Raw genomic sequence first — 26966 nt, forward strand, 5'->3', positions numbered from 1 at the left:
GTGCGGCGTCCAGCGGTTTCACGCTGACACGTAGGTCAAGTATTCAGAATTCTTAGATTCGCTGCAGTCTTATTCTGCGGAGTTTTCTTCTGCTTCTTCAGGCTTGGGTGCTTCGGTCTTAGGCGCTTCGGTCTTCTCGTCCTCAGCTACTTCGTCCTGGGTTTCGCTTGCTTCCTCTTCTGCGGAAGCTTCAGCAGTCTCTTCCGCTTCGTCTGCAGTCTCAGTGAGTTCTACGGACTTCTCTTCCTGTTCGAAGAGGCCTGCTTCACCGAAGATGTCGAAGATTTCGGGTTCTGCGAAGTTGCCCTGGCCCAGTGCTGCTTCTGCCATGAAGGCGAGGCGTGCCCAGCGTTCTGCTTCCTGGTTGCGGCCTGCGTTAGCCAGCGCGTCGGAGTATGCGCTGAACAGGCGGGGGCTGTACTCGAAGGCGCGCTTGGGGTTCAGCTGAGGAATCTGCAGTGCTACGACAGCCTCAGACTTCTTGCCCTGATCGCTGAGGATACCGGATTCAACGATGGCGAGCTCTACGCGCACGTTGGCGGGCAGTTCTTCCTTCTTGAATTCTGCAATCATTTCCATTGCCTTGGGCAGGCGGCCGAGTGCACGCTCGCAGTCCACCAGCAGTGCTAGGTGGTCTACGGAGCCGCTGATACGGCGGTGGGTGCGCAGTTCGCGCAGTGCCAGTTCGAAGTCTTCTGCCACGTATGCGGCGACGCCAACAGCTTCGCGTACTGCGGCAATACGACCCGCGCTGCGGGATGCGGCAACGGCGTGTTCCAGCGCGAATTCGGGGTCGATGTCGAGGTAGCGACCTGCCATGGCGAGGTGCTTTGCGACGGTTTCTGCGTTGCGCGGTTCTAGGGCGCGCAGCTGACGGAAGGTTGCACCGTCCAGCTCACGGCCGGTGATGTCGTCGTCAATTTCCGGTGCCTTGGGCTTTGCAGGACGGTAGCCTGCACGGCCACCGATGCTGCGTACTTCTTCGCGAGGTGCTTCAGCCTCGGGACCGTTGGAGCGAGGTGCCTTGGAACGGGAGTCGGAGCGACGACCGTCGAACTTCTTGCCTCCGCGGTCGTTACGTTTGAAACCGCCCTTGCCGCCAAAGTTCTTGCCGCCCTTCTTGGAGCGGAAGTCCTTTCCTCCGCTGTTCTTGCGGTGCTGGCGGGGGCCGGAGCCGTTAGACTCGTGACGGGGGGTCTCAGACATGAATCTCCTTGGGAGGTATCCGCCAGTGTGGGCGGGTAGGGTATGCAGTCGATTCGGGCGAACCGCTGCCTGAGGCATCAACTCTATGAGGGGTGCTTTAGATACACCCGCTAATGCCTAAACATAAGCCATACCATTTTAGTATAGAGAGCACCTTCCGTGCACCCGTACTGATGGGATGTTAAAGACAAATGGGGAGGCCGTTAGGTCTCCCCAAACAAAAATAGCCCCGGCGAAGCCGGGGCTATTGAATAATAAAGCGGCGATGACCTACTCTCCCACACCCACAAAAGTGCAGTACCATCGGCGCAAAGAGTCTTAGCTTCTGGGTTCGGAATGGAACCAGGCGTTTCCCTCTTGCTATAATCACCGCAAACCTACGGGATTGTTATCCAAAAACCATACAGTGAACGCAAACAACAAAACACTTCTTGAAAAGTAAGCCTTCGGCCTATTAGTACCAGTCAACTCCACGAGTCTTCAGTCCCCGCTTCCATACCCGGCCTATCAACCTCATCATCTATAAGGAGCCTCACACACCAAAAAGTGCCAGGAAATCTCATCTCGAAACAGGCTTCCCGCTTAGATGCTTTCAGCGGTTATCCCTCCCGAACGTAGCCAATCAGCCATGCACCTGGCGGTACAACTGACATACCAGAGGTTCGTCCGTCCCGGTCCTCTCGTACTAAGGACAGCCTTTCTCAAATTTCCAACGCGCGCAGCGGATAGGGACCGAACTGTCTCACGACGTTCTGAACCCAGCTCGCGTACCGCTTTAATGGGCGAACAGCCCAACCCTTGGGACCGACTCCAGCCCCAGGATGCGACGAGCCGACATCGAGGTGCCAAACCATGCCGTCGATATGGACTCTTGGGCAAGATCAGCCTGTTATCCCCGAGGTACCTTTTATCCGTTGAGCGACGGCCGTTCCACAACGTACCGCCGGATCACTAGTCCCGACTTTCGTCCCTGCTCGACCTGCCAGTCTCACAGTCAAGCTCCCTTGTGCACTTACACTCAACACCTGATTGCCAACCAGGCTGAGGGAACCTTTGGGCGCCTCCGTTACACTTTAGGAGGCAACCGCCCCAGTTAAACTACCCATCAGGCACTGTCCCTGAACCAGATCATGGCCCGAAGTTAGACATCCAGATTGACCAGAGTGGTATTTCAACAACGACTCCACACAAACTAGCGTCCATGCTTCACAGTCTCCCACCTATCCTACACAAGCCAAACCAAACACCAATACCAAACTATAGTAAAGGTCACGGGGTCTTTCCGTCCTGCTGCGCGAAACGAGCATCTTTACTCGTACTGCAATTTCGCCGAGTTCATGGTTGAGACAGTAGGGAAGTCGTTACTCCATTCGTGCAGGTCGGAACTTACCCGACAAGGAATTTCGCTACCTTAGGATGGTTATAGTTACCACCGCCGTTTACTGGGGCTTAAATTCTCAGCTTCGCCCAAAAAGGGCTAACCAATCCTCTTAACCTTCCAGCACCGGGCAGGAGTCAGTCCGTATACATCGTCTTACGACTTCGCACGGACCTGTGTTTTTGATAAACAGTCGCTTCCCCCTGGTCTCTGCGACCCATACACGCTCCAGGCAGCAAGTGCCCATCACGCTCAAGGTCCCCCTTCTCCCGAAGTTACGGGGGCATTTTGCCGAGTTCCTTAACCATGATTCTCTCGATCGCCTTAGTATTCTCTACCTGATCACCTGTGTCGGTTTAGGGTACGGGCGGCTAAAACCTCACGCCGATGCTTTTCTCGGCAGCATAGGATCACCAAATCCCCCAAAAACGGGGTCCCATCACGTCTCAGGCACACAGCCGGCGCATTTAACAACCGACAACCCTACACGCTTAGACCACGACAACCATCGCGTGGCTTGGCTACCTTCCTGCGTCACACCTGTTAACACGTTTACCTCCAAAGATCGGGTCCCACAACCCACACAACACACAAACAAAAGCCTGCACATCATGCTTCGCATGGTTAGCATCACAATATCAGTATGGGCGGTTTTTCACCGGTACGGGAATATCAACCCGTTATCCATCGACTACGCCTGTCGGCCTCGCCTTAGGCCCCGACTAACCCAGGGCAGATTAACTTGACCCTGGAACCCTTGATCATCCGGCGGATGAGTTTCTCACTCATCTTTCGCTACTCATGCCTGCATTCTCACTCGCATAGCCTCCACCACTGGTTTACACCGCAGCTTCACCGGCTACACGACGCTCCCCTACCCAACAACCCTCAAAGGGTCATTGCCACAACTTCGGCGGTGTACTTGAGCCCCGCTACATTATCGGCGCAGAATCACTTGACCAGTGAGCTGTTACGCACTCTTTCAAGGATGGCTGCTTCTAAGCCAACCTCCTGGTTGTCTAAGCAACTCCACATCCTTTCCCACTTAGCACACGCTTAGGGGCCTTAGTTGGTGGTCTGGGCTGTTTCCCTCTCGACAATGAAGCTTATCCCCCACTGTCTCACTGCTACGCTCTCACTTACCGGCATTCGGAGTTTAGCTGACGTCAGTAACCCGTGAAGGCCCATCGGCCATCCAGTAGCTCTACCTCCGGCAAGAAACACGTAACGCTGCACCTAAATGCATTTCGGGGAGAACCAGCTATCACAGAGTTTGATTGGCCTTTCACCCCTATCCACAGCTCATCCCCTCCATTTTCAACTGAAGTGGGTTCGGTCCTCCACGACGTCTTACCGTCGCTTCAACCTGGCCATGGATAGATCACTCCGCTTCGGGTCTAGGTCATGCCACTCAAACGCCCTATTCAGACTCGCTTTCGCTACGGATACCCCACACGGGTTAACCTCGCGACATAACACTAACTCGCAGGCTCATTCTTCAAAAGGCACGCTGTCACCCCAAAAGGCTCCAACGGCTTGTAAGCACACGGTTTCAGGTACTATTTCACTCCCCTCCCGGGGTACTTTTCACCATTCCCTCACGGTACTGATTCACTATCGGTCATTAAGAAGTATTTAGACTTACCAGGTGGTCCTGGCAGATTCACACGAGATTCCACGAGCCCCGTGCTACTCGGGTGGCCACACCACGGACAGAACAATTTCGATTACGGGACTCTCACCCTCTACGGCCGACCATTCCAAGTCGTTCACCTACCATCCTGAACATCATGCCGGCAGCCAGTTAGAACTGCCACTGTGACTCCCACAACCCCCATGATGCAACGCCTAACCGCTATCACACACCACAGGTTTAGTCTCTTCCGCTTTCGCTCGCCACTACTCACAGAATCATTACTTTATTTTCTCTTCCTGCGGGTACTGAGATGTTTCACTTCCCCGCGTTCCCCCCAACCAGCCTATACATTCAGCTGGCGGTAACTCACCATGAAGATGAGCCAGGTTTCCCCATTCGGAAATCCTCGGATCACAGCCCAGTTATCGGCTCCCCGAGGCTTATCGCAGATTCACACGTCCTTCATCGGCTCTTAATGCCAAGGCATCCACCGTGTGCCCTTAATAACTTACACACAATCAAGAAAAATAAGAATCTAAAATCAACAATCAAACCAACACCAAAGCATTGATTCAACGCAAATTCCAGAAGATGCTCGCGTCCACTATATAGTTCTCAAACAACAACCCACAACACAACAACAACACAAACAAAAACATTTGCATCATCACCATGCCAGGCAAACAAAGGAACAACACAATGTGTTACCCCAAAACCCAACAATGCGCCTCATCCAACCCAAAACCAACATTCCACCCATGAGCAAAACCACCCACCCGACACTCGCGGACAGCATGGCCAACTAAATGTGCTCCTTAGAAAGGAGGTGATCCAGCCGCACCTTCCGGTACGGCTACCTTGTTACGACTTAGTCCCAATCGCCAATCCCACCTTAGACGGCTCCCTCCCAAAAGGGTTAGGCCACCGGCTTTGGGTGTTACCAACTTTCGTGACTTGACGGGCGGTGTGTACAAGGCCCGGGAACGTATTCACCGCAGCGTTGCTGATCTGCGATTACTAGCGACTCCGACTTCATGGGGTCGAGTTGCAGACCCCAATCCGAACTGAGACCGGCTTTTAGGGATTAGCTCCACCTCACAGTATCGCAACCCTCTGTACCGGCCATTGTAGCATGCGTGAAGCCCAAGACATAAGGGGCATGATGATTTGACGTCATCCCCACCTTCCTCCGAGTTGACCCCGGCAGTCTCCTATGAGTCCCCACCATAACGTGCTGGCAACATAGAACGAGGGTTGCGCTCGTTGCGGGACTTAACCCAACATCTCACGACACGAGCTGACGACAACCATGCACCACCTGTATACCAGCCCCGAAGGGAAACACCATCTCTGATGCGGTCCAGTATATGTCAAGCCTTGGTAAGGTTCTTCGCGTTGCATCGAATTAATCCGCATGCTCCGCCGCTTGTGCGGGCCCCCGTCAATTTCTTTGAGTTTTAGCCTTGCGGCCGTACTCCCCAGGCGGGGCACTTAATGCGTTAGCTACGGCGCGGAAAACGTGGAATGTCCCCCACACCTAGTGCCCAACGTTTACGGCATGGACTACCAGGGTATCTAATCCTGTTCGCTCCCCATGCTTTCGCTTCTCAGCGTCAGTTACAGCCCAGAGACCTGCCTTCGCCATCGGTGTTCCTCCTGATATCTGCGCATTCCACCGCTACACCAGGAATTCCAGTCTCCCCTACTGCACTCTAGTCTGCCCGTACCCACTGCAATACACGGAGTTAAGCCCCGGCCTTTCACAGCAGACGCGACAAACCGCCTACAAGCTCTTTACGCCCAATAATTCCGGACAACGCTCGCGCCCTACGTATTACCGCGGCTGCTGGCACGTAGTTAGCCGGCGCTTTCTCTGCAGGTACCGTCAATCTCTCTTCTTCCCTGCTAACAGAGGTTTACAACCCGAAGGCCGTCATCCCTCACGCGGCGTCGCTGCATCAGGCTTGCGCCCATTGTGCAATATTCCCCACTGCTGCCTCCCGTAGGAGTCTGGGCCGTGTCTCAGTCCCAGTGTGGCCGGTCACCCTCTCAGGCCGGCTACCCGTCGTCGCCTTGGTGAGCCATTACCTCACCAACAAGCTGATAGGCCGTGAGCCCATCTATAACCACTACATAACGCTTTCCACCAACACCCCATGCGGAGATTGGTCGTATCCGGTATTAGACCCAGTTTCCCAGGCTTATCCCAGAGTTAAAGGTAGGTTACTCACGTATTACTCACCCGTTCGCCACTAATCCACCTAGCAAGCTAGGCTTCATCGTTCGACTTGCATGTGTTAAGCACGCCGCCAGCGTTCGTCCTGAGCCAGAATCAAACTCTCCGTTGAAAAATAGAAAAGCTTGATAATCTGATCTCAAACAGCGAATCACACACGGGGGTGCGTGACTCAAGCTGACTAAATTTGAAACCATTTGATGATTATCAAATATCAATAAATATTTGGTATTAGTTTCAGTTTCCATCACCATTCGGTGATTTTATTGAACAAAGCACACTATTGAGTTCTCAAGCAACACACCGATTCAACACCTCAACTTACTCTATTTGAGAAGTCTTACCGTTGAACGGTCATTCATGTTTTTTCATCGCTACCGCGTTCCCGCGGCAACCCAATCAACTATACCAGCGTTTCGTTTGCCATGCAAATCCGTTTTCCGTGATTCACACCACAAAGTTTCTTTCCTAAACTCTTCCATTATCACCAATCAGGCGACCCGGATTTCCTTCAAGCAAGAAACCAAAACACTATACAATTGAAAGTCATTCAACCGCTTCTGACTAGGAGAAACACCGAAGAAGTTCTTCGTTTTTTCCTCCTCGCCGCGGCGACTCATACAACTATACAGATGCCGAAATGGGTCTGCAACCCGAAATAGGGTGAAGTAGACCACAAACAAGGCCTTGAAAGAGTCTCAGATACCCTTCCAGACACCAAAATACCTAGTCAGGGCGTTTTATGGGTGGTAAAAAATCTTTAAAAACTTCCAAAAAACCTCAAAAATCTGCGAATTTCCCTCCCTGAAGGCCGCTGGAGCCCGAAAACAGAGACGCAAGGTGCCCCAAAGCCCCCGTAAACAAAGGCCCTCGTAAACAAAGACAGGCACAGAACCAGGTGGCAGGTGGCAGGTGGCAGGTGGCAGGTGGCAGCAGAACGATACAAGAAGAGCCCCTTCCTAACGGAGGGGCTCTGTGTATATAGGGAACGTATAGAGGGAACAGAAAAGGAGGGGCACTCCCCCACCGAACATTCAGTACCGAACACCCAGTACTCAACGCTCAGCAGAGAAGAGCCCCTCCCCTTTCTATATGTATCGAGAAGACTAGATTAGCGCTGTATTAAATCAGCTCTACAGCACCCTGGTTCTTCTTGCCACGGCGAACCATCGCAAAACGACCGTGCAGCAGATCATCCTTAGAAATAGCTGCGTCCTCGCCCTGAACCTTCACGCCGTTCACCGAAGCGCCGCCCTCCTTCAGAATGCGACGAGCCTCAGAGTTAGACTTCGCAAAGCCCAGCTCAGTCAGAACAGAAATCATGTCCAGACGATCCTCGGTCAGCTTCGCAGAAGGAAGCTCCGCAACCACAGACTCCAAGGTAGCCTCATCCAGAGCAGCGAAATCGCCCTTACCGAACAAAGCCTCCGAAGCAGCCACAGCCTGATCAGTAGCCTCAGTACCGTGAACTAGCGAAGTCACCAGGTACGCCAGAGTCTTCTGAGCCTCACGCTTAAACGGCTCCTTCTCAACCTTCTCCGCAAACTCAGCAATCTCAGCACGAGTCAAGAACGTAAAGACCTTCAGACGATCCACCACATCCGCATCCGCAGTGTTCAGCCAGAACTGGTAGAAAGCATACGGCGAGCACATCTGCGGGTTCAGCCAAATAGCGTTACCCTCACTCTTACCGAACTTAGTGCCATCAGAGTTAGTAATCAGCGGAGTACCAATAGCGTGAACGCTCTTACCCTCCACCTTACGAATCAGCTCAGTACCGCTCGTCAGGTTACCCCACTGATCAGAACCACCGGTCTGCAGAGTACAACCGAAACGACGGTTCAGCTCCAAGAAGTCCAGGCCCTGCAGAATCTGGTACGAGAACTCGGTGTACGAAATGCCCTCATCAGAGTTCAGGCGCTTCGCAACAATCTCCTTCTTCACCATGGTGCCCACGCGGAAATGCTTACCAACATCGCGCAGCAGCTGCAGAGCAGACATCTGACCGCTCCAGTCCAGGTTATTCACCATGCGGGCAGCGTTCTCACCCTCGAAAGAGAGGAAACGCTCAATCTGAGCGCGCAGAGACTTAACCCACTCAGCAACAACCTCAGGAGAGTTCAGCACACGCTCAGAAGTCTGACGCGGATCACCAATCAAACCGGTGAAACCACCCACCAGACCCAGCGGCTTGTGACCAGCCAGCTGCAGACGACGCATCACCAGCAGCTGCACCAAGTGACCCAGGTGCAAAGAAGCCGCAGTCGGATCATAACCCGTATAGAAAGTCAGGCTCTCCTCGCTCAGCGCCTTCTCCAGAGCAGCCTCGTCAGTGCTCACGTGCACCAGGCCGCGCCACTTCAGCTCCTGCCAAATATTCTCGAAGGTATCGTCATTATGCTGCGCGTTGAGGATCTCGGCAGACATGCTTCTCCCATTCACAAGGTAACAACGCCCGAAGGCGCTCGAACAAAATATGTAACAAGCCTAGCACCGCACCAGCCCAAACGCTCAGAAAAACCCAAGCGAGCGCCCAAACCGGTGCGGCACCGGCTCACAGAAATAACAGATAGAGGCTACACAAGCCACCAGGCTACAGACCCGCGGGCATCCGCGAACCCACCATGTGCAGGCGCTGAGTCGGACGAGTCATCGACACGTACAAATCACCCACAGCACCATCAGCATCATCAATCAGCTGCTGCGGCTCAACAATCACCACAACATCAAACTCCAGGCCCTTCGCCTCCCACGGAGTCAGAACCAGCACCTGATTCTCCAACGCAGTCTGCGCGGTACCCGTACGATCAGCATGGGCACGAGCCACAGCCTGAGCCGTCTGAACATACAGGCTCGGCGGGCACACCACACCAATCAGAGCGCCACCCGAATGAGCGACCTCCTCACTGACCACAGCCACGGTCTGCTCCACAACAGACTCGGAAGCAACCTCATGAACCAGCGGAGCCCAACGGCCCTCACGCACAGCACGAGGCGCAGACACCTCATAGCCAGCAGCCTGAGCAACCGACACCGCCGCCTCCGCAATCTGAGCCGGAGTACGGTAATTAATCGTCAGCTCCTCCAGAGTGAAACGATCACCGACAAACGGCTCCAACGCCTGCGACCACGAGGAAGCAGCCGCAGCAGAAGAAGCCTGAGCAATATCGCCCACAATCGTGAACGACTTCATCGGGCAACGACGCATCAGCAGACGCCACTGCATGGGCGAGAGCTCCTGAGCCTCATCCACCACAATATGGCCATACGCCCACGTACGATCAGCCGACGCCGCAGCCGCAGCAGTCATACGCTCGCCACGAACCTCATTCATCATCGCAATCTGCTCAGGAGTAATCACGCCATCAGCGCCAATATCCTCCAGCGACTGGTGAACATTCTCCAGAGCCTTCGCCGCATTCTCAAGGTTCGCGCGATGCTCCGCCGCAGCACGAGCCGCAGCAGCCGCACCGGTCACCTTCGAAAAATCACCCAAAAGCTCAGCAGCCTCATCCAACAGAGGAACATCAGCCTCCGTGAAAGGGGCATCCGCCGGGCGAGCCAGCAGCTCACGCTCAGCCTTCGACAACTCACGAGTCGCAGACTCCAGATAGTGCGGCTTCGAGAACAGCGAGCGCAACAGAGTCTCCGGTGACAGCGGCATCCACGCCAGGTTCAAGGCACGGCGCACATCCATCGAGGCACGCACATCATCCTGCAGATACGGACGCTCCACCACACGACCCGCCGCACGGTTCAGCTGATCATCCAGCTTCGCGGTCAGCTCCTTCAACAGAATCTTCACGAACGTCTCACGAGCCTCATTATGCGGCTTGCCCGTCGAACGAGCACGAGAACGAGCCGAACGAACCATCTCCGGAGTCAGCTCAACATCAGTGCCCTCAACATTCAGACGCTGAACCTGAGCCGGCACCTTCTGACGATCCGCCACCGCACGCTTAATAACCTTCACCATGCGCAAATCGCCCTTCAACGCGGCAACCGCACGGTCCTTCTCAGGCACAGCACGCAGACCCGGATACAGGGTCGCCAACGAAGACATCACCACGCCGGTCTCACCCAGCGAAGGAAGCACACGCTCGATATACCACATGAACGAATTCGACGGACCAACCACCAGCACGCCAGCCTTCGACAGGCGCTCACGGTTCGTATACAGCAGGTACGCCGCACGATGCAGCGCCACAGCAGTCTTACCGGTACCCGGACCACCCTGCACAACACGCACGCCCGGCAGCTCCGAGCGGATAATCGCATCCTGCTCAGCCTGAATCGTCGCCACAATATCGCCCATGCGGCCGGTACGCTTCTTATTCAACGCCGCAAGCAGAGCGCCCTCACCGTGGAGGGCGTCCTCATCCTGCAGCATCTCCGAATCGAAGACCTCATCCTCAATATTTACGACAGTGCGGCCCTCAAGCATCAGGTGACGGCGGCGGCGCACACCCATCGAGTGGAAAGCAGTCGCCTGATAGAACGTACCCGCCTCCGGAGCACGCCAGTCCATCAGCAAACGCTGCTGATTGCTATCCGTAATACCAATACGACCGATATAACGCACCGCATCGGCGCCCTCACGATCCATATCCAGGCGGCCAAACGTCAGACGAGAATCCACAGCATTCAGCTGCGCCAAACGATCCTCATAGTGAGTAGCAAAAGAGTCACGCTCCGAACGGTTCTGATGACCGCCCACCGCCTGATTCTTACGCACAGCAGCCAGCTTCTCAGCCGTCTCCTCACGGAGCTCATCCAGGCGAGCATACACGCGAGCAACATACTCACGCTCCGCAGCCATCTGCTCAGCAAACAGCTTCTCAGCCGCCGAAGAATCAGCAGGCTGCTGGGGTAGAGATTCAGATGACACGTAAGCTCCTTAAACCTATGGTGCCTCAAAGACAGGGTGCGACAGACACCCAAAAATACGGGTCACTATTTTACAGGACAGGCTCCGAAGGGCAGAAATATTACCCCCGCATAAAACCCACACAGGCATACACAGCAAAGTGCCCCACCGGCTCAACCGGCGGGGCACCCCTCGTCAATATCGGCTGCGCACACCCAAAGGGCGGTCAGCCTCACACTCTATAAAACTACTTCGACGGCAACGGGTACTCAGACACCAAGCTCAGCGTCTCAAGACGGTAACCGTCCAGCGCCTCACGGCCGCCCAGACCATCCAGCTCCAGAAGAGCGCCAACGCCGGCAACCTTCAGGTTCGCACGCTCCACCAGCTTCGCGGCAGCCACCAGGGTACCGCCAGTCGCCAGCAGATCATCCAGCAGAAGAACACGAGTGCCCGGCGCGAAATCATTACAGTGAATCTCAATCGCCGCGCTACCGTACTCCAGCGCATACTCCTCACGGTACGTCTCACGCGGAAGCTTACCCGCCTTACGGACCGTCATAACGCCAGTACCGGTAGCGTACGCGAGCGCAGAAGCCAGCAAGAAACCGCGAGCCTCAACACCAGCCACCACATCAAACTGACCCTCAAAACGAGCAGCCAGCTCATCAATGCACGCCTTGAACACCTCAGCATTAGCGAAGAGAGTGGTCACATCGTAAAAGAGGATACCCTCGTGCGGGTAATTCGGAATCGTAGCGCAAGCAGCCGGAATCAACTGCTCAATAGGGGTTCGCGAAGCCTCAGAAGCGGGAACGCTCATGCTCTCTCTTTCGTGAAGGGGATAGCCCCGGAAAAAACACTCGGGAACAATAACGCGGTAGAAGCCGCCTACAAGATTCTACCCCCTTCACCCGCGGTTGTCCTCAGATGAACACCAAGAACCGTCTACCGGGATTAGCCCCGCTGAATCAAAACCCGCAAGTCACGCTTAAGAATCTTGCCGGTCGGGCCCAGCGGCATGCTCTCCACCATCACGTAGCGGCGAGGATACTTATACGCCGCCAAACGAGTACGCGCCAACGCATTCAACTCCGCCTGCAGCACACCCTCATCAGCACCCGGACGCGGCATCACCACGGCGACGACCTCCTCGCCCACGCGCTCATCCGGCACACCCAACACCGCTACCGACTGCACCTGCTCATGGGTATAGAGAACATCCTCAATCTCACGCGGATACACCGAATAGCCGTTACGCAGAACCATGTCCTTAATACGATCCACAATAAAAATATTGCCCTGCTCATCAACACGAGCAACATCGCCGGTCGCAAACCACTCGCCGTCAAAAACCTCAGCAGTAGCCGCCGGATTATTCCAGTAGCCAGCCATCACATTCTCACCGCGCACCCACAGCTGACCGCTCACACCCGGCGTGCACTCAGAACCTTCCGGGCAACGGACCTGCACCTGCACGCCCGGCAGCACACGACCCACCGAACCGAGCACCATGCCAAACTCCGCCTGATTAAACGAAACCACCGGCGACGTCTCACTCAAACCGTAGCCCTCATACACCGGGCACTCAATCAGCGTTTTCAACGCAGAATGCACCGGCGCAGGCAACGGCGAACCGCCCGAAATACCGAAACGGATGCGACCACGCAGCGAGCGCGCACGCTCAGGCTCAGCCTCCAGCGCCGCCGCTAACGACACATACATGCTCGGGACCGCCGCCAACACCGACACCCCCGCACGCTCCATCAGATTCAGCGCACCATCAGGGGTAAAACGCGGCAGCAAAGCAACCGTAGCCGACGCCGCAAACGCCGCGTTCATCGACACCGTCTGACCAAACGCGTGGAACAGCGGAAGACCGCCAAAAATGACGTCCTCAGCGGTGAAACCAAAAACGCTCACGCAACTACGAGCATTCGAGAGGATATTCGCGTGAGTCAGCGTCGCACCCTTCGGGCGGCCCGTCGTACCCGAGGTGTACAGAATAATCGCCGGGTCACTCGCCGCCACCGGGACAGGCTCCAGCACCGCATCGGACAGCCCATCAAAAGGAGCCATCGGTGAGCCCTCTCCCCCGGTGAAAATCTCGCAACGAATCGAGCCGTTCTTCACCGGCACCGTCGAGGAAGCCTCCGACGCCAGACGAGTACCCGCAAAAGCAAAAAGCACCTTCGCTCCGCTATCGCGCAGATGATACTCCAGCTCAGCACCCGACAACAGCGGATTCAACGGAACACAAATCGCACCCGCAGCCACAATGCCGTAATACAGTGCCGGCATCAACGCCACATTCGGCATAGACAACGCCACACGGTCACCGCGCTCAACACCGAGCGCCGCCAAATGACGCTGAACCTGCGCGGTAGCGGACGCCAACTGCGCGTAGCTCACCACCTGCACATCAGCAGAGTCAGAAGCCGGAATCGCCAAAGCCGCCTTAGCCCCGGCATCAGAAGCAGCCTCCGCCAACAGGTAGGCAATATTGTTCGCTGAATCGTGCATTTCAGACATGATAGAAAACTCTCACCACAGAAAAATCGGTATATCTAGAAGAGGAGAAGCCGAGCTAGAAGCCCGGCAAAGAGCCCGAAGACAGCAGAAGGGCGTACCCTCAACCGCTCCCCCGAAACATCAGAAGAACAGCGCAAGATACGCCCCAGCTACTACTGAGCAGCAGACCAATCCAAGAAGCTCTCGGCAAGCGCAGCCCCGCCATTGGGGTCACGAGTAACCACTATGACCGTATCGTCACCGGCAATAGTGCCCATAATCGCTTCAAGACCGCCCTGATCAATCGACGACGCCAAGAACTGCGCAGCACCCGGAGGAGTACGCAGAACCGTAATATTTGCCGAACCCTCAGCGGTAATCAGCAGTTCCTTAAACAGGGAAATCATACGGGCATCAGGTGCAGTACCACCGCCACGACGGGCAGGGTAATTCGGCACAGCATAAATCAGGCCGGCGCCTTCATCGCGGATGCGCTCAGCGCCAATTTCAACAAGATCACGGGAAAGGGTCGCCTGAGTAACCTTCATACCATCATCGGTCAGGTACTGCGCCAGTTCAGCCTGGGAGCGGACACGTCGGGTCTGCAGCAATTCAACGATGCGTGCCTGACGCGCGATCTTGGTCGAGGGGAAAGGCATAATATCTCTTCTTCCTACGGTGCCAATCACGAATTCAGAACGGAGCTGCCCAACGGTGGCGCAGCGCAACATTCTTTACTACCCAAGATAATACATATGCACATAAATATGCGCACCAAATACGGATTATTCCAAGATATGGGGGAAATTTCAGGGTTTATCTCACCAGCTGTCACGCAAAACGCCGCGAATGTAGCGTGTATCTACACATTCGGGCGCATAACCTCGCAATGAATGCATAGCGTGCAAGAATATTGTGGGCTGGGGCGCCGCACCGATCAAGAAACCCCCGGTACGCGAGCACGAAAAAGGAGCCCGCCTCCAGCACACCACGTGCGCCAGAAACAGGCTCCCTCAACAAAACCTTGACCGGTCAGTCCTTAGGATTCAGAACGCCTAGCGCTCGTCCTCCACCAGACCGTCCAGATCCTCATACTCGACATCGCGCGAACGGCGGTTCAGCCACACAGCAAAACCCAGACCCAGCAAAAGCACCAGCACCGCACCAACAATACTTGCGATACCGGCAAAACGCTCAGCATTCACGCTTGCCTCAGTCACAGGCTTCAACGTGCCCTTCTCAGCGGTGTAGACAACCTCGAGGTTTCCGTTCTTCTCCACCAGCAGGCCATCCACCTCACGCGGGAACTCGGAGGGAACATCACCAGTCTGCGAACCGCGGAACTCAATCGGAGCCCCCGAAGTCACCTGATACTTATCCTTCAGGTTCGACACATAGGTCTTACCGTTCAGCGCGTCATCAGCCGGCAAATTGCCCTTATAACGAGCCACATTACCCTTCGTAATCAGGTCAGGAGTCAGATCCTGGTAGGTGCCCTGAATAACCCAGCTCTTACCGGCATACTCAGCGTTATTATTCACCGACGCAAAAGCACGGACACCCACAACAGCCAAAACAATGGAAAGAATAACCGCAACAGCAGCAGAAAGAACCGACAGCCAGTTCACGCCCGGACGGTCATCCAGCTCTTCCTCACTCATCGCGAAAAGAGAGGAGTTCTCTTCCTCATCGTCGTAATCCTCGTACTCGTCGTACTCCTCATATTCAGAATCCTCGTACTGAGAATCACCATACTCAGAATCTTCAAAGTAGGTTTCTTCGACCTCCGACTGTGACAGCTCATCCTGCTCGCGCGAGTTCTCTCGATTAGCCATTACTCTCTCCCTCACTTCATCTATCTTCTAGGGTACCCATAACCACATGAGTTCACCAACGAAAGCGCTTATCAACGCTTCATAAACCAACCCCACCGGTAAACCCGCTACACAACACCAAAAGCTACGGGGTGGGAGCCAACAACTCCCACCCCGTCAGCACTAGGCATTACGCCATAGGGTCAGACCGGTTAGACACGCGGTTCCGCACCCAGCTGCTCAACAGCCGCAGCCACAGCAGCCTCACGAGCAGCCGACGCCTCATCAGCAGTCAGCGTACGATCCGGCGCGCGGAAACGCAGAGCAAACGCCAAAGACTTCTTCGACTCATCAATACCGACACCGCGGTAATCGTCAAAGACGCGGATATCCTCCAGTAGCTCACCAGCGCCCTCACGCAGAACACGCTCCACCTCAGAAGCAGGCAGATCGCGGTCCACCAGAAGCGCTACGTCCTGAGTAGCAGCCGGGAAAGTCAGCACCGGAGTAGCCTGACGCGCCTCAACACGAGCCGCAAACAGCGCCGAGAAATCCAGCTCGAACGCACAGGTACGCTCAGGCAGGTTCAGCTCCTGCAGAAGCTTCGGGTGCAGCTCACCAGCAAAACCAACACGCTCACCGGCAGCATTCAGAACCTCAGCCACACGGCCCGGGTGGAACGCAGTATGCACACCGTTACGCATCTGAATCTCAGCCGAAACAGCGCCAGCAACCAGACGCACAGCATCCAGAGCGTCACGCCAATCGTAAGCGCGCGGAGCAGCACCGGGCATCACCTCATGCTCAGTACCGGCAAACAGGCCAGCAATGAAAGTAGGCTGATGCGGAATACCGGCATTCAAATCAGCCAGTACCTCATCCGAAGGACGAGCACCCAGCGGCGGAATAGACTCCGAACCCAGCTGCTCACCCGGAATGAACACGTGACCCGCCTCAAAAATAGCCAGGTTCTTGAAACCGCGAGACAGGTTACGTTTCAGATCCTCAACCAGGCCTGGCAGCAGCGAGCGGCGCATCCAGCCCTCAGCCGAAGAAATCGGGTTCTCCAGGCGAATCGAAGGAACCTCAGTCACCGGGTTCTCAGGGGTGCTCACCCACGGAGCCGACCACAGGTTGTTCGCATCAGCCGACACGAAGGGGTACGCGAAAACCTCAGTCAGACCCGCAGCCGCCAGCGCGTTCAGCGCACGACGCTTACCCGCCTGCTCCGGAGTGTAACCGCGACCGGCAGGAGCCACCGGCAGAGTCGAGGGGATGTTCTCGTAGCCGTCAATACGTGCGATCTCCTCAGTCAGATCCTCCTTCGCACGCAGATCAGTACGCCACGACGGGACAGTCACCGCGTAACCAGACTCGGTACGCTCCACCGTACAACCGATCTCACGCAGGCAGGACTCGATCTGCTCCGGCGAGTAATCCACGCCAATACGACCGGCGGTGTAATCAGCGGGCAGATCAATCACGACCGGCTCATAGCCGAGAGACACATCGGTAACGCCCGGCTCAGCCTGAGCGCCAGCCAGCTCAACCAGCAGCTCAACCGCACGCTGAGCAGCCGCAGCCTGAATCTGCGGATCCACGCCACGCTCAAAACGCTTCGAGGACTCAGAAATCAGCTTGTGACGGCGAGCAGTACGAGCCACCGACACCTCATCAAAACGAGCAGACTCCACCAGAATGCGGGTGGTCGAATCAGTCACCTCAGTCGAGGCGCCGCCCATCACACCGGCAAGACCAATTACGCCGGAATCATCAGCAATGACAATATCCTCGGGGTGCAGGGTACGCTCAACACCGTCCAGGGTCACCAGCTTCTCACCGGCAACGGCGCGACGCACCACAATCTCACCCTGAACCTTGTCAGCATCGTAGAAGTGCAGAGGCTGACCGGTCTCCAACATCACGTAGTTCGAAATATCCACCGGCAGCGACAGCGAGCGCACACCCGCCAGACGCAGACGCGAAGACATCCAGGTCGGAACCGGCGCATCCGCCTTAACACCCGACACCTCACGCATCACAAAGCGAGTGCATGCGGGGTTACCGTGAATCGGGGCGTCATCACGCAGAGAAACCGGGTGACCGGACTCGTTCGCCTCCGGGGCGCGCTCGCCGTACGCCAGCACAAAATCCTCGAAGGAAGAACCGGTAGCGTGGCACCACTCGCGAGCAATACCGCGCAGAGAGAACGCGTAACCGCGGTCCGGGGTCACGTTCACCTCAGCAGCCTGATCGTACAGGCCCAGTAGTTCCATTGCGTCGGTGCCAACCTCCGGGTCCAGGCCCAGAGTCGAAAGCACCAGAATGCCGCCGTGATCATCGCCAATACCCAGCTCACGAGTCGAAGCAATCATGCCAGCCGACTTGTGGCCGTAGGTCTTACGGGCGGTAATCGCGAAACCACCGGGCAGAACAGCGCCGGGCAGGGTCACAACAACCTTGTCGCCGGGCTTGAAATTGTGGGCACCACAAATAATGCCCTGAACGCCGGAAGGCTCAATGCCCTTACCGGTCAGAGTCTGCTCCTGACCCTCCGGAACCACACGCACCTGGCACCAGTTCACGGTCTTGCCGTTCGAGTGGGTCTCAGGCTCCATAGAGAGCACCTGACCAACCACAATCGGGCCGGACAGCTCATCAGAGGGGCGGTGAACGTCTTCTTCTTCCAGGCCAACCTTCACCAGGGTTGCCATCAAATCTTCAGCCGAAGCATCCTCAGCTACAGGCACAAACTCGCGCAGCCATGACAGGGGTACACGCATAATTTAGATCTCCATCCCGAACTGCTCAGAGAAACGGATGTCGCCTTCAACCATGTCATGCATGTCGGCGACGTTGTTACGGAACATGAGGGTACGTTCAATACCCATACCGAAAGCGAAGCCCGAGTACTCCTCAGGATCAATACCCGCAGCACGCAGAACATTCGGGTTCACCATGCCGCAGCCGCCCCACTCAATCCACTGCGGGCCGCCCTTAGCGTTCGGGTGCCACAAATCCAGCTCAGCGGAAGGCTCAGTGAACGGGAAGAAGTTCGGACGCAGGCGAATCTTAGCGTCCTCACCGAACATGGCGCGTGCCATGTACTCCAGGGTGCCCTTCAGATCAGCCATCGTCAGGCCCTTATCCACGGCAAGGCCCTCAATCTGGTGGAAGACCGGGGTGTGGGTCGCGTCCAGCTCATCGGTGCGGTACACCTGGCCCGGGCACACAATGTACAGCGGCAAATCACGCGAAAGCAGCGAGCGCATCTGCACCGGCGAAGTGTGAGTGCGCAGCAGCAGGTGAGCGTTCTTCGGCTCAACATAGAAAGTGTCCTGCATTTCGCGTGCCGGGTGATCCGGCTTAATGTTCAGAGCGTCAAAGTTGTACCACTCAGACTCCAGCTCCGGGCCGTCAGCAACTTCCCAACCCATACCGACGAAAATGTCAGTCAGACGCTCCTGCATCAGAGCAATCGGGTGGCGACCGCCCAGGGAACGGCGAGGCGAAGCAGCAGAAACGTCCACAGCTTCCTCAGCCAGGATGCGAGCCTCACGCTCAGCCTCCAGCTCAGCGGTACGAGCCTCAATAGCCTCAGTCAGGGCGGCACGAGCCTGACCCATCAGCTTACCCACCGGGCCCTTGTGCTGGTTCTGAAGATCACGCATCTGACGGTTAGCGATGCTCATGATGCCCTTCTCACCGAAGAAGCTCAGGCGCACCTCCTTGAGGCTGTCAAAGTCCTTAGCCTTCTCGCGAATCTCCTGCTTGGCACGCTCACGCTCAGCCTCAAAAGCCTCACGGATAGCGTCCAAACCGTTCTCGGGGTTCTCCTCCAGAACCTGCGCAATGCGGGCGAGAACCTGAGCCGGGCCGTTAAGACCCTCGTGTTCCTGCACGGAATCGGTCATTGTCACTCTTCTCTGCATACCACCGGCACTATGCCGGCTGGCTCGTAATACACCTTAGGCAGCACCGTCTGCTCTCCCCGGCTGCCCGCACAGGGTGCGGAACAGGGGTAAGCGACGGGCGCATATCCTATCCATTTTAGACCAGAGAAGGAAGCGTAAACAGCAGAACGCCCGGATAGTCCATCCGGGCGTTCTAGAGTATATCTTTTCAACAACAGGGTTGAAGGGGCGCCTCTACTTCAGAGCCTGCTTCACAGCCGGGTCGAAAGAAGCACGAATCCACAGCACGTTCGCAATGAACCATGCCGCGTACAGGGGCACAAAACCGTAGCGCTGAGCGTCAATGACATTACCAATCAGAGACAGAATCGCCACGAACGCACCCAGAATTGCAAAAATCAGACCAACGGTCAGACCCAGACGCTTGCCCTTCTGAATCGTGAAGTACACCCAGGTATACACGACAGCCGACACAATCAGCAGGCCGATACCGCCTGCAATACCGACCTCCGGCAGACCCTGCAACGGGGACAGGTTACCCGGCGCAAATGAGGAAATAACACCGTGGATCAAGCAGAGCAGCGCGGAGACAATCATAATCTCCTGCAGACGCAGAATCTTCGGGTGCTTGGTCGGCGAATGGAACAGAATCCCGCGCGAATCAGCGCCGCCTTCCTGAATATAAATAGCTTGAGTGTCCGAGGGAACCGCGTCGGAGCGGTAGGTACCCGGATCAAACGGGGGTTGAGCAGTCATCATTGTCTCCCAATACGTATGTGATTTCTCCCTCAATACTACCCGCCTACCGGTTGGTTTCCAAAGTATGCACCCGTGTCGAACCCATATGTGACAAAGTCCCCTCCCCAATCAAAACCCACCAAGAGACAACCCAAACACCCCGCCGCTAGCAAAGCAGCCACCGCACGAGCCTTAACGGAAGAAAGCAGGAGGCAAAACACCTCCTGCTTTCACCGTGCACAATGCACAAGCCAGCACGCTAGCTGAAAAGACCCGAGCAGATGTAGTCGTTCTCATCCTTCACACCCGGCGGCACCGCGAACAGCGCACTACCGGTATGACGCAGATACTCACTCAAAGCATCCGAAGAAGTCATCGTGCTCAGCATCGGAATAAAATGCGTGCGCGGATCGCACACATACGCGATGAAGAACAAGCCAGCGTCCAGACGGCCCAGCTCATCAGCGCCATCCGTGTAGTTGTAGCCGCGGCGTAGAATCTGCACACCATCATTCTGATCCGGGTGCATCAGACGCATATGCGAATCTGCCGGAATCAGAGGACCCGAGCGGCCCTTCTCCGAAAAATTAGGAGCCGTGAACTCATCGCCACCAGACAGCGGCGCGCCAGTGACCTTAGTGCGGCCCACAATCTCCTCCTGCTCACGCAGACGGGTGCGGTCCCACGTCTCAATATTCATGCGGATACGACGAGCAGCCAGATAGCTACCGCCCTCCATCCACGCCGGGTTATTCGCCGAATTCTCGGACGAAGTCCACACATGCTTCTTCAGCAGATTCGGGCTCTCCACCTTCAGGTTGTTCGTACCGTCCTTGAAACCGAACAGGTTACGAGCCGTCACCTGGCTCGTCGACGTCGAAGAAGTACGACCGAAGCCCTGCTGATTCCACGCCACCACGGCACGGCCACCAGCAATACGAATCAGGTTACGAATCGCGTGGAACGCCACCTGCGGGTCATCCGCACACGCCTGAATGCAAATATCGCCGTTGCTACGCTTATCTTCCAGCGCATCACCGGTCATATGAGGGATGCGGACCAGCGCCTCCGGGAGCTTAGAGGCAAAGCCGAAGCGATCCTTGCCCTCATCATCAACGAAGAAGCTACGACCCAGACCAAAGGTGAGAGTCAGGTTCGCGGCAGACAGGTCCATCGCCTCGCCGGTGTCCTTAGGAGGCGCCTCATAGGAGCGGTCCTCGCCCACCAGCTCGCCCGCCTGCAACTTCGCAGCAGCGGCACTCCACTCCTTGAACAGGGACTGGATTTCGTCACGGTCGGTAGTCTTTAGGTTCAGCGCCGCAAAATACATGCGGTCCTGCACCTCAGTCGAGATGCCGCTCTGATGCTCACCGTAGAAAGAATGGGAATCCTTCACCGCAGTCGAGGAAGCACTCGCAGAAGTCTGCGCGCTGGAGTTGGAGGAGCAGCTGGCGAGCGCTCCGAGAGCACCCAGAGCACCGGCACCAGCCAGTGCGGCGCCGAGCGCACCGCGACGGGAGGTACCAGCAGGCTTAGCTTCGGTAGCTACTTCCGGGGTGTGGTGGTTGGGGTCGGTAGGCATGGGAAGGCCTTTCGTATGGTGTGTGAATGATGAAGAATGCAGCGGCTACTATGCGAGCAACACTGCATGAAAAATGCACCTGTGCCGGGCAGAGACACGAGGGCAGAGACACGAATCAACCGTAGTCCCCACCCGGCATACCCGCGGATATCACATACCGCGGCAGGTGAGAGTCGGCGGGATACTACTTAGTACCCGCGCCGGTCACAACCTCAGTCATCTTCGAAACCGGCTCAGAGAGCGCCTCCACAGCATCGGAGAGCTCACGTACCTGCTCCTTGGTCAGCTCCTCGTAGGAAACGAAGCTATCGCCCTTCTTGTGCTGGTTCAGCAGCTTCTGCACAGCGTCGAACTTCTTCGCGATGTCCTCAGCCAGCTTCGGGTCCTTCTGCTTCAGAATCGGCAGAACATCCTCATACGCCACGCGGGCACCATCAATATTGCCCTGGAAGTCGGACAGGTCAGTGTGCGACCAGGTCTCTTCCTCACCGCTAATCTTGGTGTTGACCACCTCATCCAGCAGTTCCTTGGCACCGTTAGAAATCTGGAAAGCCTCAAGCTTGAACTCGGAGGAGTGAACCTCGTCGTAGAGCTTCTGGGTGTCAGCAACAAGCTTCTTCGCCAGCTCAGCGCGCTGTTCCTTGGTCAGCGGAGTGTACTCCTTACCGCCGTTCTTCTCAGCGGTGGGCTGCCACAGATCCTTCTCAATCTTGTGCCAGCCGGTCCACTCCTTGCCCTCTTCCACGTCTGCTTCACGTGCGTCCAGGGCGGGATCCAGATCGCCGAAGGACTCAGCCACCGGCTCAATGCGTTCGTAGTGCAGGCGTGCGGAGGAGTACAGTGCCTTCGCTTCTTCCACCTTGCCGGCGGTGTACAGCTCAGCGAACTGCTCAGTCTTAGTCTTCAGCGCCTCCACCTGGTCCTTGACGTAGGCGGTGTACTGGGTGACAGCGGTATCACGCAGAGCCTGCTCATCAGCGGAGATAGTCCCCGCGTTCTCGTTCTTAGTCACGGTGAAATCACCGGTGATACCGTCACCAACCATGCCGGGCTTGCAAGCAGTCTTGTAGCTGCCCTCGCTCAATTCCACGGTCAGGTCGCGGCTGAGGTTCGGACCAATGTTCTCCACCTCGGAGATAATGCGCAGACCGTCAGAGCCAAGCACATAGAACTCGTTGACCTTAGTGCCCTCATTCTTGACCTTGAAAGTCACCTTTCCAGCCTTCGCAGTGGTCACCGAGAGCTTGCAGGCGGTATCGGATGCGGTCACATTAATGACGCCGTCGGAAGCCGCCGCGCCCGAAGCCGAGGACGAGGACGAAGACGAAGCTTGGGTGTTGGGGGTGCAGCCGGTCAGCGCGAGCGCACCAACCGACAGCAGTGCACCGGCGGAGGCGAGAGTCTTACGCATTGGTTCTCCTTATGTATGGTCCCGTGAAGGGTGAATGTATGAGTAGGTAGGGTTCGCGACCAGTCATTGCCGCAAAAATCTAGGGGTGCCTCCCCTAACAAGGTGGAGGGACAAGGTGGAGGCTAGATCGGCTGAGGACGCCATCTTTTAGGCTGCGGCCTTTTCGGCCTCAGACTTCTTAGCCGATGCCTTCAGACCCGGGCGCTGCGCACGGATAAACAGCGGCATCACGATGCCCACGTACAGAATCCAGGCGCCCGCCTCAAGCCAGGTGGTGGTCGAGGACAGGTTGAATACAGCCTTGAGTAGGGTGCCCACAAAACCGCTCGGATCAATGTAACGGTAGGACTCGAACGCGATATTGTTCAGACCCGGCAGGATAGCCGCCTCCTGCAGGTCGTGAATACCGTACGAGAGCACGCCCGCCGCCACAATGACCAGGAACGCGCCGGTAATCGTGAAGAAGCGGGAGAGGTTAATGCGCATCATGCCGCGCATCATGCCCCACGCCATCACAATGGCGATCGCGATACCGACCAGCGCGCCGAGCATGGGGGTTGCATTAGCTTCCTGACCGGCGGTGCGGGTAGCCGACCAGATAAACAGGGTGGTTTCCAGGCCTTCACGGCCCACGGAAAGTGCCGCCAGCAGAACCACAGCCCAGGCGCTGGTCTGTGCTGCGTCTAGCTTGTCTTTGAGCTCAGCAGAGAGCATGCGGGCGTTTTCTGCCATCCAGAAAATCATCCAGGTGACGAAGCCAACCGAAATGATGGACAAGGAGCCTCCGATGGCTTCCTGCGCTTCGAAGGTGAGGGTTTCAGGTCCGAAGGTCAGCAGAGCGCCAAAGCCGAGGGACAGCAGGACCGCCACACCGACGCCGGCCCACATGGGTGCCAGCAGGTGAGTGCGCTGCGTTTTGCGGATGTAGGCGAGCAGAATACCGACAACCAGTGCCGCTTCGAGGCCTTCACGCAGACCAATCAAAAAGTTTCCGAGGAAGGCTCCCCAAAAGTTCATCTCAGTATCACCAATTAAATAGTTTTTTCTTACCTAATAAACATACGGTGATTGGCGCAGGATTTCATCCCGGATTTTGGGGCTACACATACCTAAAATCGCCTATCTCTTTACGGTGCATGTTCTTAGACACGACCTGTAGCCATAACTTTACGCGCTTTGAATAAACACCCCAATAAACACGCAAGTCAGAATCATATGGCGCATAAATCACCCTCAAAATATGCATCAAGGCGGGACTCCCCACAGGGAATCCCGCCTTCAAAAAGTGTCAAAAAAGATAGAGAAAATTTATCCTGTTACCGCCGCGAATTTGTCACACAACGGCGAATTAGCCTCGCACCGAACTAACACAGAGTCTTAGCGCTACAGCGTTAGGATTACGCCTCGCCAACACCTGCATCCTGCAGCTGCTGAAGAAGAGCCACAACAATCGGCAAATCCGCCGGAATCCACGGCAAACCCAGCAAATCGTCATACGCCTGCGCGTCATCCTTAGACTTCGGTAACGGCATCCACCGCAGAGCACTGTGGTCTTCCAACGTATCCGGAGTACCCGAAAGAATCTCAGCAAAGAACACACGCATCGCCAGACGCTCGCTCAGGCGCCAGCCCTGCGGGTACGCACCGGGCACCTCAGCGCCCAAACGCGCCTGCACGCCCAGCTCCTCCTTCAGCTCACGCACCAGCGCCTGCTCACAGCTCTCCCCCGGCTCGACCTTACCGCCCGGGAACTCCCACATGCCGGCAACAGTCTGCGGCTCAGAACGCTGAGCCACCAGCATACGGGTCGGAGCCTCCAAAGAATCAACCACGGCGGCGCCAACCACCTGAACCTCAAACGAGGGCGACACTTCACTCATCTTTCTCTACCTTCTTCTACGCTTTAGATTCCTTCGTCGGATGCGCATCTTCAGCAGCGTGCTCCGCTACTTCCTTCTTAGCATCCTCAGTAACCTCAGGCTCAGGAGCTTCCTCCACGCCTTCCTGCCACTCTTCTTCCTCATCATTCATATTCGAGGCTTCTGCCACCTCACGGCGAATAGTAGTGCCGTCATTGAGCAGAATCAGAAGGCGGTTACCGTTCTTGAACTCCATGAGGAAAACATCCTCAAGTTCGACCCCAACGGCACGCAACTGCAGGTACACCCAATCCTCGGTCTTGTGCGCATCCGCGATATCGCGAGTGACCAATTTGCCCTTCACGATCAGAGCAAAGTTCGGCACGCCGTCACCCTTACAGATCACGCTCAGCGCACCGTTCGGTTCAATCTGAGCGAACTCAATTTCTTCCAGGTCGTAAATACCCTGCGCACGAAGGTCAGCAATCAGGCGCATCGGATCAAGAACCACATCTGCCTGCTGGAAGCTCTTAATATCGATATCACCATCCGTAATGACCGGCACGCGCTGCTCACGCACCGCCATATGCAGAAAACGAATCTTCGTGGTCGCCACGTTCAGCAGCTGAATCATGCACAGCGTAAACACCATGTAGATGACAAAGTAGAACAGGCTAATCTGCGTGCTGTACAACACGCCACCGAACACACCACCGATGACAAAGTTACCGATGGTATCAATCGGGGTCTGGTGCCCTGCCTGAGAACGGTGAGTCAGACGCAGGTACACCAAAAGAATGATCAGGCCAACGAAAATCTTTAGCAAACCCTCAACGATCATCTCAACGGTCATACCAAAAAGCTCCTATAACTAAGCCCGGAAAATATCCGGCTCCAAATAAATGATGCGTGCCGCAGGAACAGCCTCGCGAATACGTACCTCAGCCGCGTCAATCTCATCAGCAACCGCGCGACCAGTGTCAGCATCATGAATACGAATCTTCGCCGCCACCAGAATCTCCTCAGGACCCAGGTGCACGGTCTTAATGTGGATAATGCGCTCGCTATCGCCATCCTCAATCGCCGCGCGAATCTTCGCCAAATCCTCCGGCGAAGCAGCCTCACCCAGAATCAGCGACTTCATCTCCACCGCAAGGAACACAGCAATAAAGACCAGCAGCACACCAATAGCCAGGGTGCCGAACGCATCCCACAGACCATTACCGGTCAACAGGGTCATACCCACACCAAAGAGCGCAAAAATCAGACCCAGCAACGCACCCGCATCCTCCAGCAGAAGCACCGGAAGCTCCGGGTTCTTCGAAGTACGCAAGAAACGCATCCAGCTCTGCTTGCCCTTCAGCTCACGCGACTCCTTCACCGCTACGCGGAACGAGTTACCCTCCAGCAGAATCGAACCCACCAGAACAGCCACCGGAACCCACTGCCACTCAGTAATACCGTGCGGGTCATGCAGCTTCTCATAACCCTCATACAGAGCGAACAAGCCACCCAGGGCAAAGATAATAATCGACACAATAAACGCGTAAATATAGCGGTTACGGCCATAACCAAACGGGTGTTCCTCATCAGCCTGCTTCTGCGAAGCGCGACCGCCCAGAAGAAGCAGAAGCTGATTACCCGAGTCAGCCACCGAGTGAATAGCCTCCGCCAGCATCGACGAAGAACGAGTCAGCGCAAAAGCCAAAAACTTCAGCACCGCAATACCCAGGTTCGCACCCAGCGCCGCAATAATCGCGCCCGAACCCGAATGACCAGAAGGAGCAGACATAATTTCCCTTTCTCAGCCCTCA

16 protein-coding genes and 3 rRNA genes are annotated in these 26966 nt (G+C 56.1%); all 19 read right to left on the reverse strand.

The window, feature by feature from the left end; all coding sequences use genetic code 11:
- Window positions 1–69: 69 nt before the first annotated feature.
- A complete protein-coding gene (locus RM6536_RS01200; RefSeq protein ID WP_060823713.1) occupies window positions 70–1206 on the reverse strand; it encodes a hypothetical protein in 1137 nt (378 codons plus the stop codon).
- A gap of 257 nt (window positions 1207–1463) precedes the next feature.
- A 5S ribosomal RNA gene (gene rrf, locus RM6536_RS01205) occupies window positions 1464–1580 on the reverse strand.
- A gap of 60 nt (window positions 1581–1640) precedes the next feature.
- Window positions 1641–4734, reverse strand: a 23S ribosomal RNA gene (locus RM6536_RS01210).
- Between the two features lie 305 nt (window positions 4735–5039).
- Window positions 5040–6568, reverse strand: a 16S ribosomal RNA gene (locus tag RM6536_RS01215).
- Together the 16S, 23S and 5S rRNA genes form the textbook arrangement of a ribosomal RNA operon.
- A gap of 1010 nt (window positions 6569–7578) precedes the next feature.
- Window positions 7579–8883, reverse strand: coding sequence for a tyrosine--tRNA ligase (gene tyrS / locus RM6536_RS01220; RefSeq protein WP_060823714.1), 1305 nt, complete (start codon window positions 8881–8883; stop codon window positions 7579–7581).
- Window positions 8884–9049: 166 nt separating this feature from the next.
- Window positions 9050–11344 carry a HelD family protein gene (locus RM6536_RS01225; RefSeq protein ID WP_060823715.1) on the reverse strand — a complete coding sequence of 765 codons (2295 nt, stop codon included), beginning with the start codon at window positions 11342–11344 and terminating at the stop codon, window positions 9050–9052.
- 226 nt (window positions 11345–11570) lie between these two features.
- The gene (locus tag RM6536_RS01230; protein WP_060823716.1) at window positions 11571–12146 is read right to left on the reverse strand and encodes an adenine phosphoribosyltransferase; all 576 of its coding nucleotides are present in this window, start codon (window positions 12144–12146) and stop codon (window positions 11571–11573) included.
- Window positions 12147–12280: 134 nt separating this feature from the next.
- Entirely contained in the window at window positions 12281–13855 is a 1575-nt protein-coding gene (locus RM6536_RS01235; protein ID WP_060823717.1) for an AMP-binding protein, read from the reverse strand.
- 152 nt (window positions 13856–14007) lie between these two features.
- On the reverse strand, window positions 14008–14493 hold the full coding sequence (locus RM6536_RS01240) for an arginine repressor (RefSeq protein WP_044150633.1): 486 nt from the start codon (window positions 14491–14493) through the stop codon (window positions 14008–14010).
- 396 nt (window positions 14494–14889) lie between these two features.
- A complete protein-coding gene (locus RM6536_RS01245; RefSeq protein WP_044150636.1) occupies window positions 14890–15669 on the reverse strand; it encodes a hypothetical protein in 780 nt (259 codons plus the stop codon).
- A 191-nt stretch (window positions 15670–15860) separates the two neighbouring features.
- A complete protein-coding gene (gene pheT / locus RM6536_RS01250; RefSeq protein WP_060823718.1) occupies window positions 15861–18431 on the reverse strand; it encodes a phenylalanine--tRNA ligase subunit beta in 2571 nt (856 codons plus the stop codon).
- Window positions 18432–18434: 3 nt separating this feature from the next.
- On the reverse strand, window positions 18435–19562 hold the full coding sequence (gene pheS, locus RM6536_RS01255) for a phenylalanine--tRNA ligase subunit alpha (RefSeq protein ID WP_049328035.1): 1128 nt from the start codon (window positions 19560–19562) through the stop codon (window positions 18435–18437).
- Between the two features lie 234 nt (window positions 19563–19796).
- On the reverse strand, window positions 19797–20318 hold the full coding sequence (locus tag RM6536_RS01260) for a hypothetical protein (protein ID WP_060824868.1): 522 nt from the start codon (window positions 20316–20318) through the stop codon (window positions 19797–19799).
- A 241-nt stretch (window positions 20319–20559) separates the two neighbouring features.
- Window positions 20560–21882, reverse strand: coding sequence for an iron uptake transporter deferrochelatase/peroxidase subunit (gene efeB / locus RM6536_RS01265; protein ID WP_060823719.1), 1323 nt, complete (start codon window positions 21880–21882; stop codon window positions 20560–20562).
- A 184-nt stretch (window positions 21883–22066) separates the two neighbouring features.
- Window positions 22067–23293: an iron uptake system protein EfeO gene (gene efeO, locus RM6536_RS01270; RefSeq protein ID WP_012903882.1), complete on the reverse strand. Its 1227-nt coding sequence runs from the start codon at window positions 23291–23293 to the stop codon at window positions 22067–22069.
- Between the two features lie 147 nt (window positions 23294–23440).
- Window positions 23441–24310 carry an iron uptake transporter permease EfeU gene (gene efeU / locus RM6536_RS01275; RefSeq protein ID WP_060823720.1) on the reverse strand — a complete coding sequence of 290 codons (870 nt, stop codon included), beginning with the start codon at window positions 24308–24310 and terminating at the stop codon, window positions 23441–23443.
- Between the two features lie 380 nt (window positions 24311–24690).
- On the reverse strand, window positions 24691–25173 hold the full coding sequence (locus tag RM6536_RS01280; protein WP_060823721.1) for a (deoxy)nucleoside triphosphate pyrophosphohydrolase: 483 nt from the start codon (window positions 25171–25173) through the stop codon (window positions 24691–24693).
- Between the two features lie 16 nt (window positions 25174–25189).
- A complete protein-coding gene (locus RM6536_RS01285) occupies window positions 25190–26005 on the reverse strand; it encodes a DUF421 domain-containing protein (protein WP_060823722.1) in 816 nt (271 codons plus the stop codon).
- Window positions 26006–26023: 18 nt separating this feature from the next.
- Window positions 26024–26944 (reverse strand): cation diffusion facilitator family transporter, encoded by a 921-nt coding sequence (locus RM6536_RS01290; protein WP_060823723.1) that lies wholly within the window; start codon window positions 26942–26944, stop codon window positions 26024–26026.
- Between the last annotated feature and the right edge of the window lie 22 nt (window positions 26945–26966).

It is taken from the genome of Rothia mucilaginosa (assembly GCF_001548235.1).
GTDB classification, from domain to species: domain Bacteria; phylum Actinomycetota; class Actinomycetes; order Actinomycetales; family Micrococcaceae; genus Rothia; species Rothia mucilaginosa_B.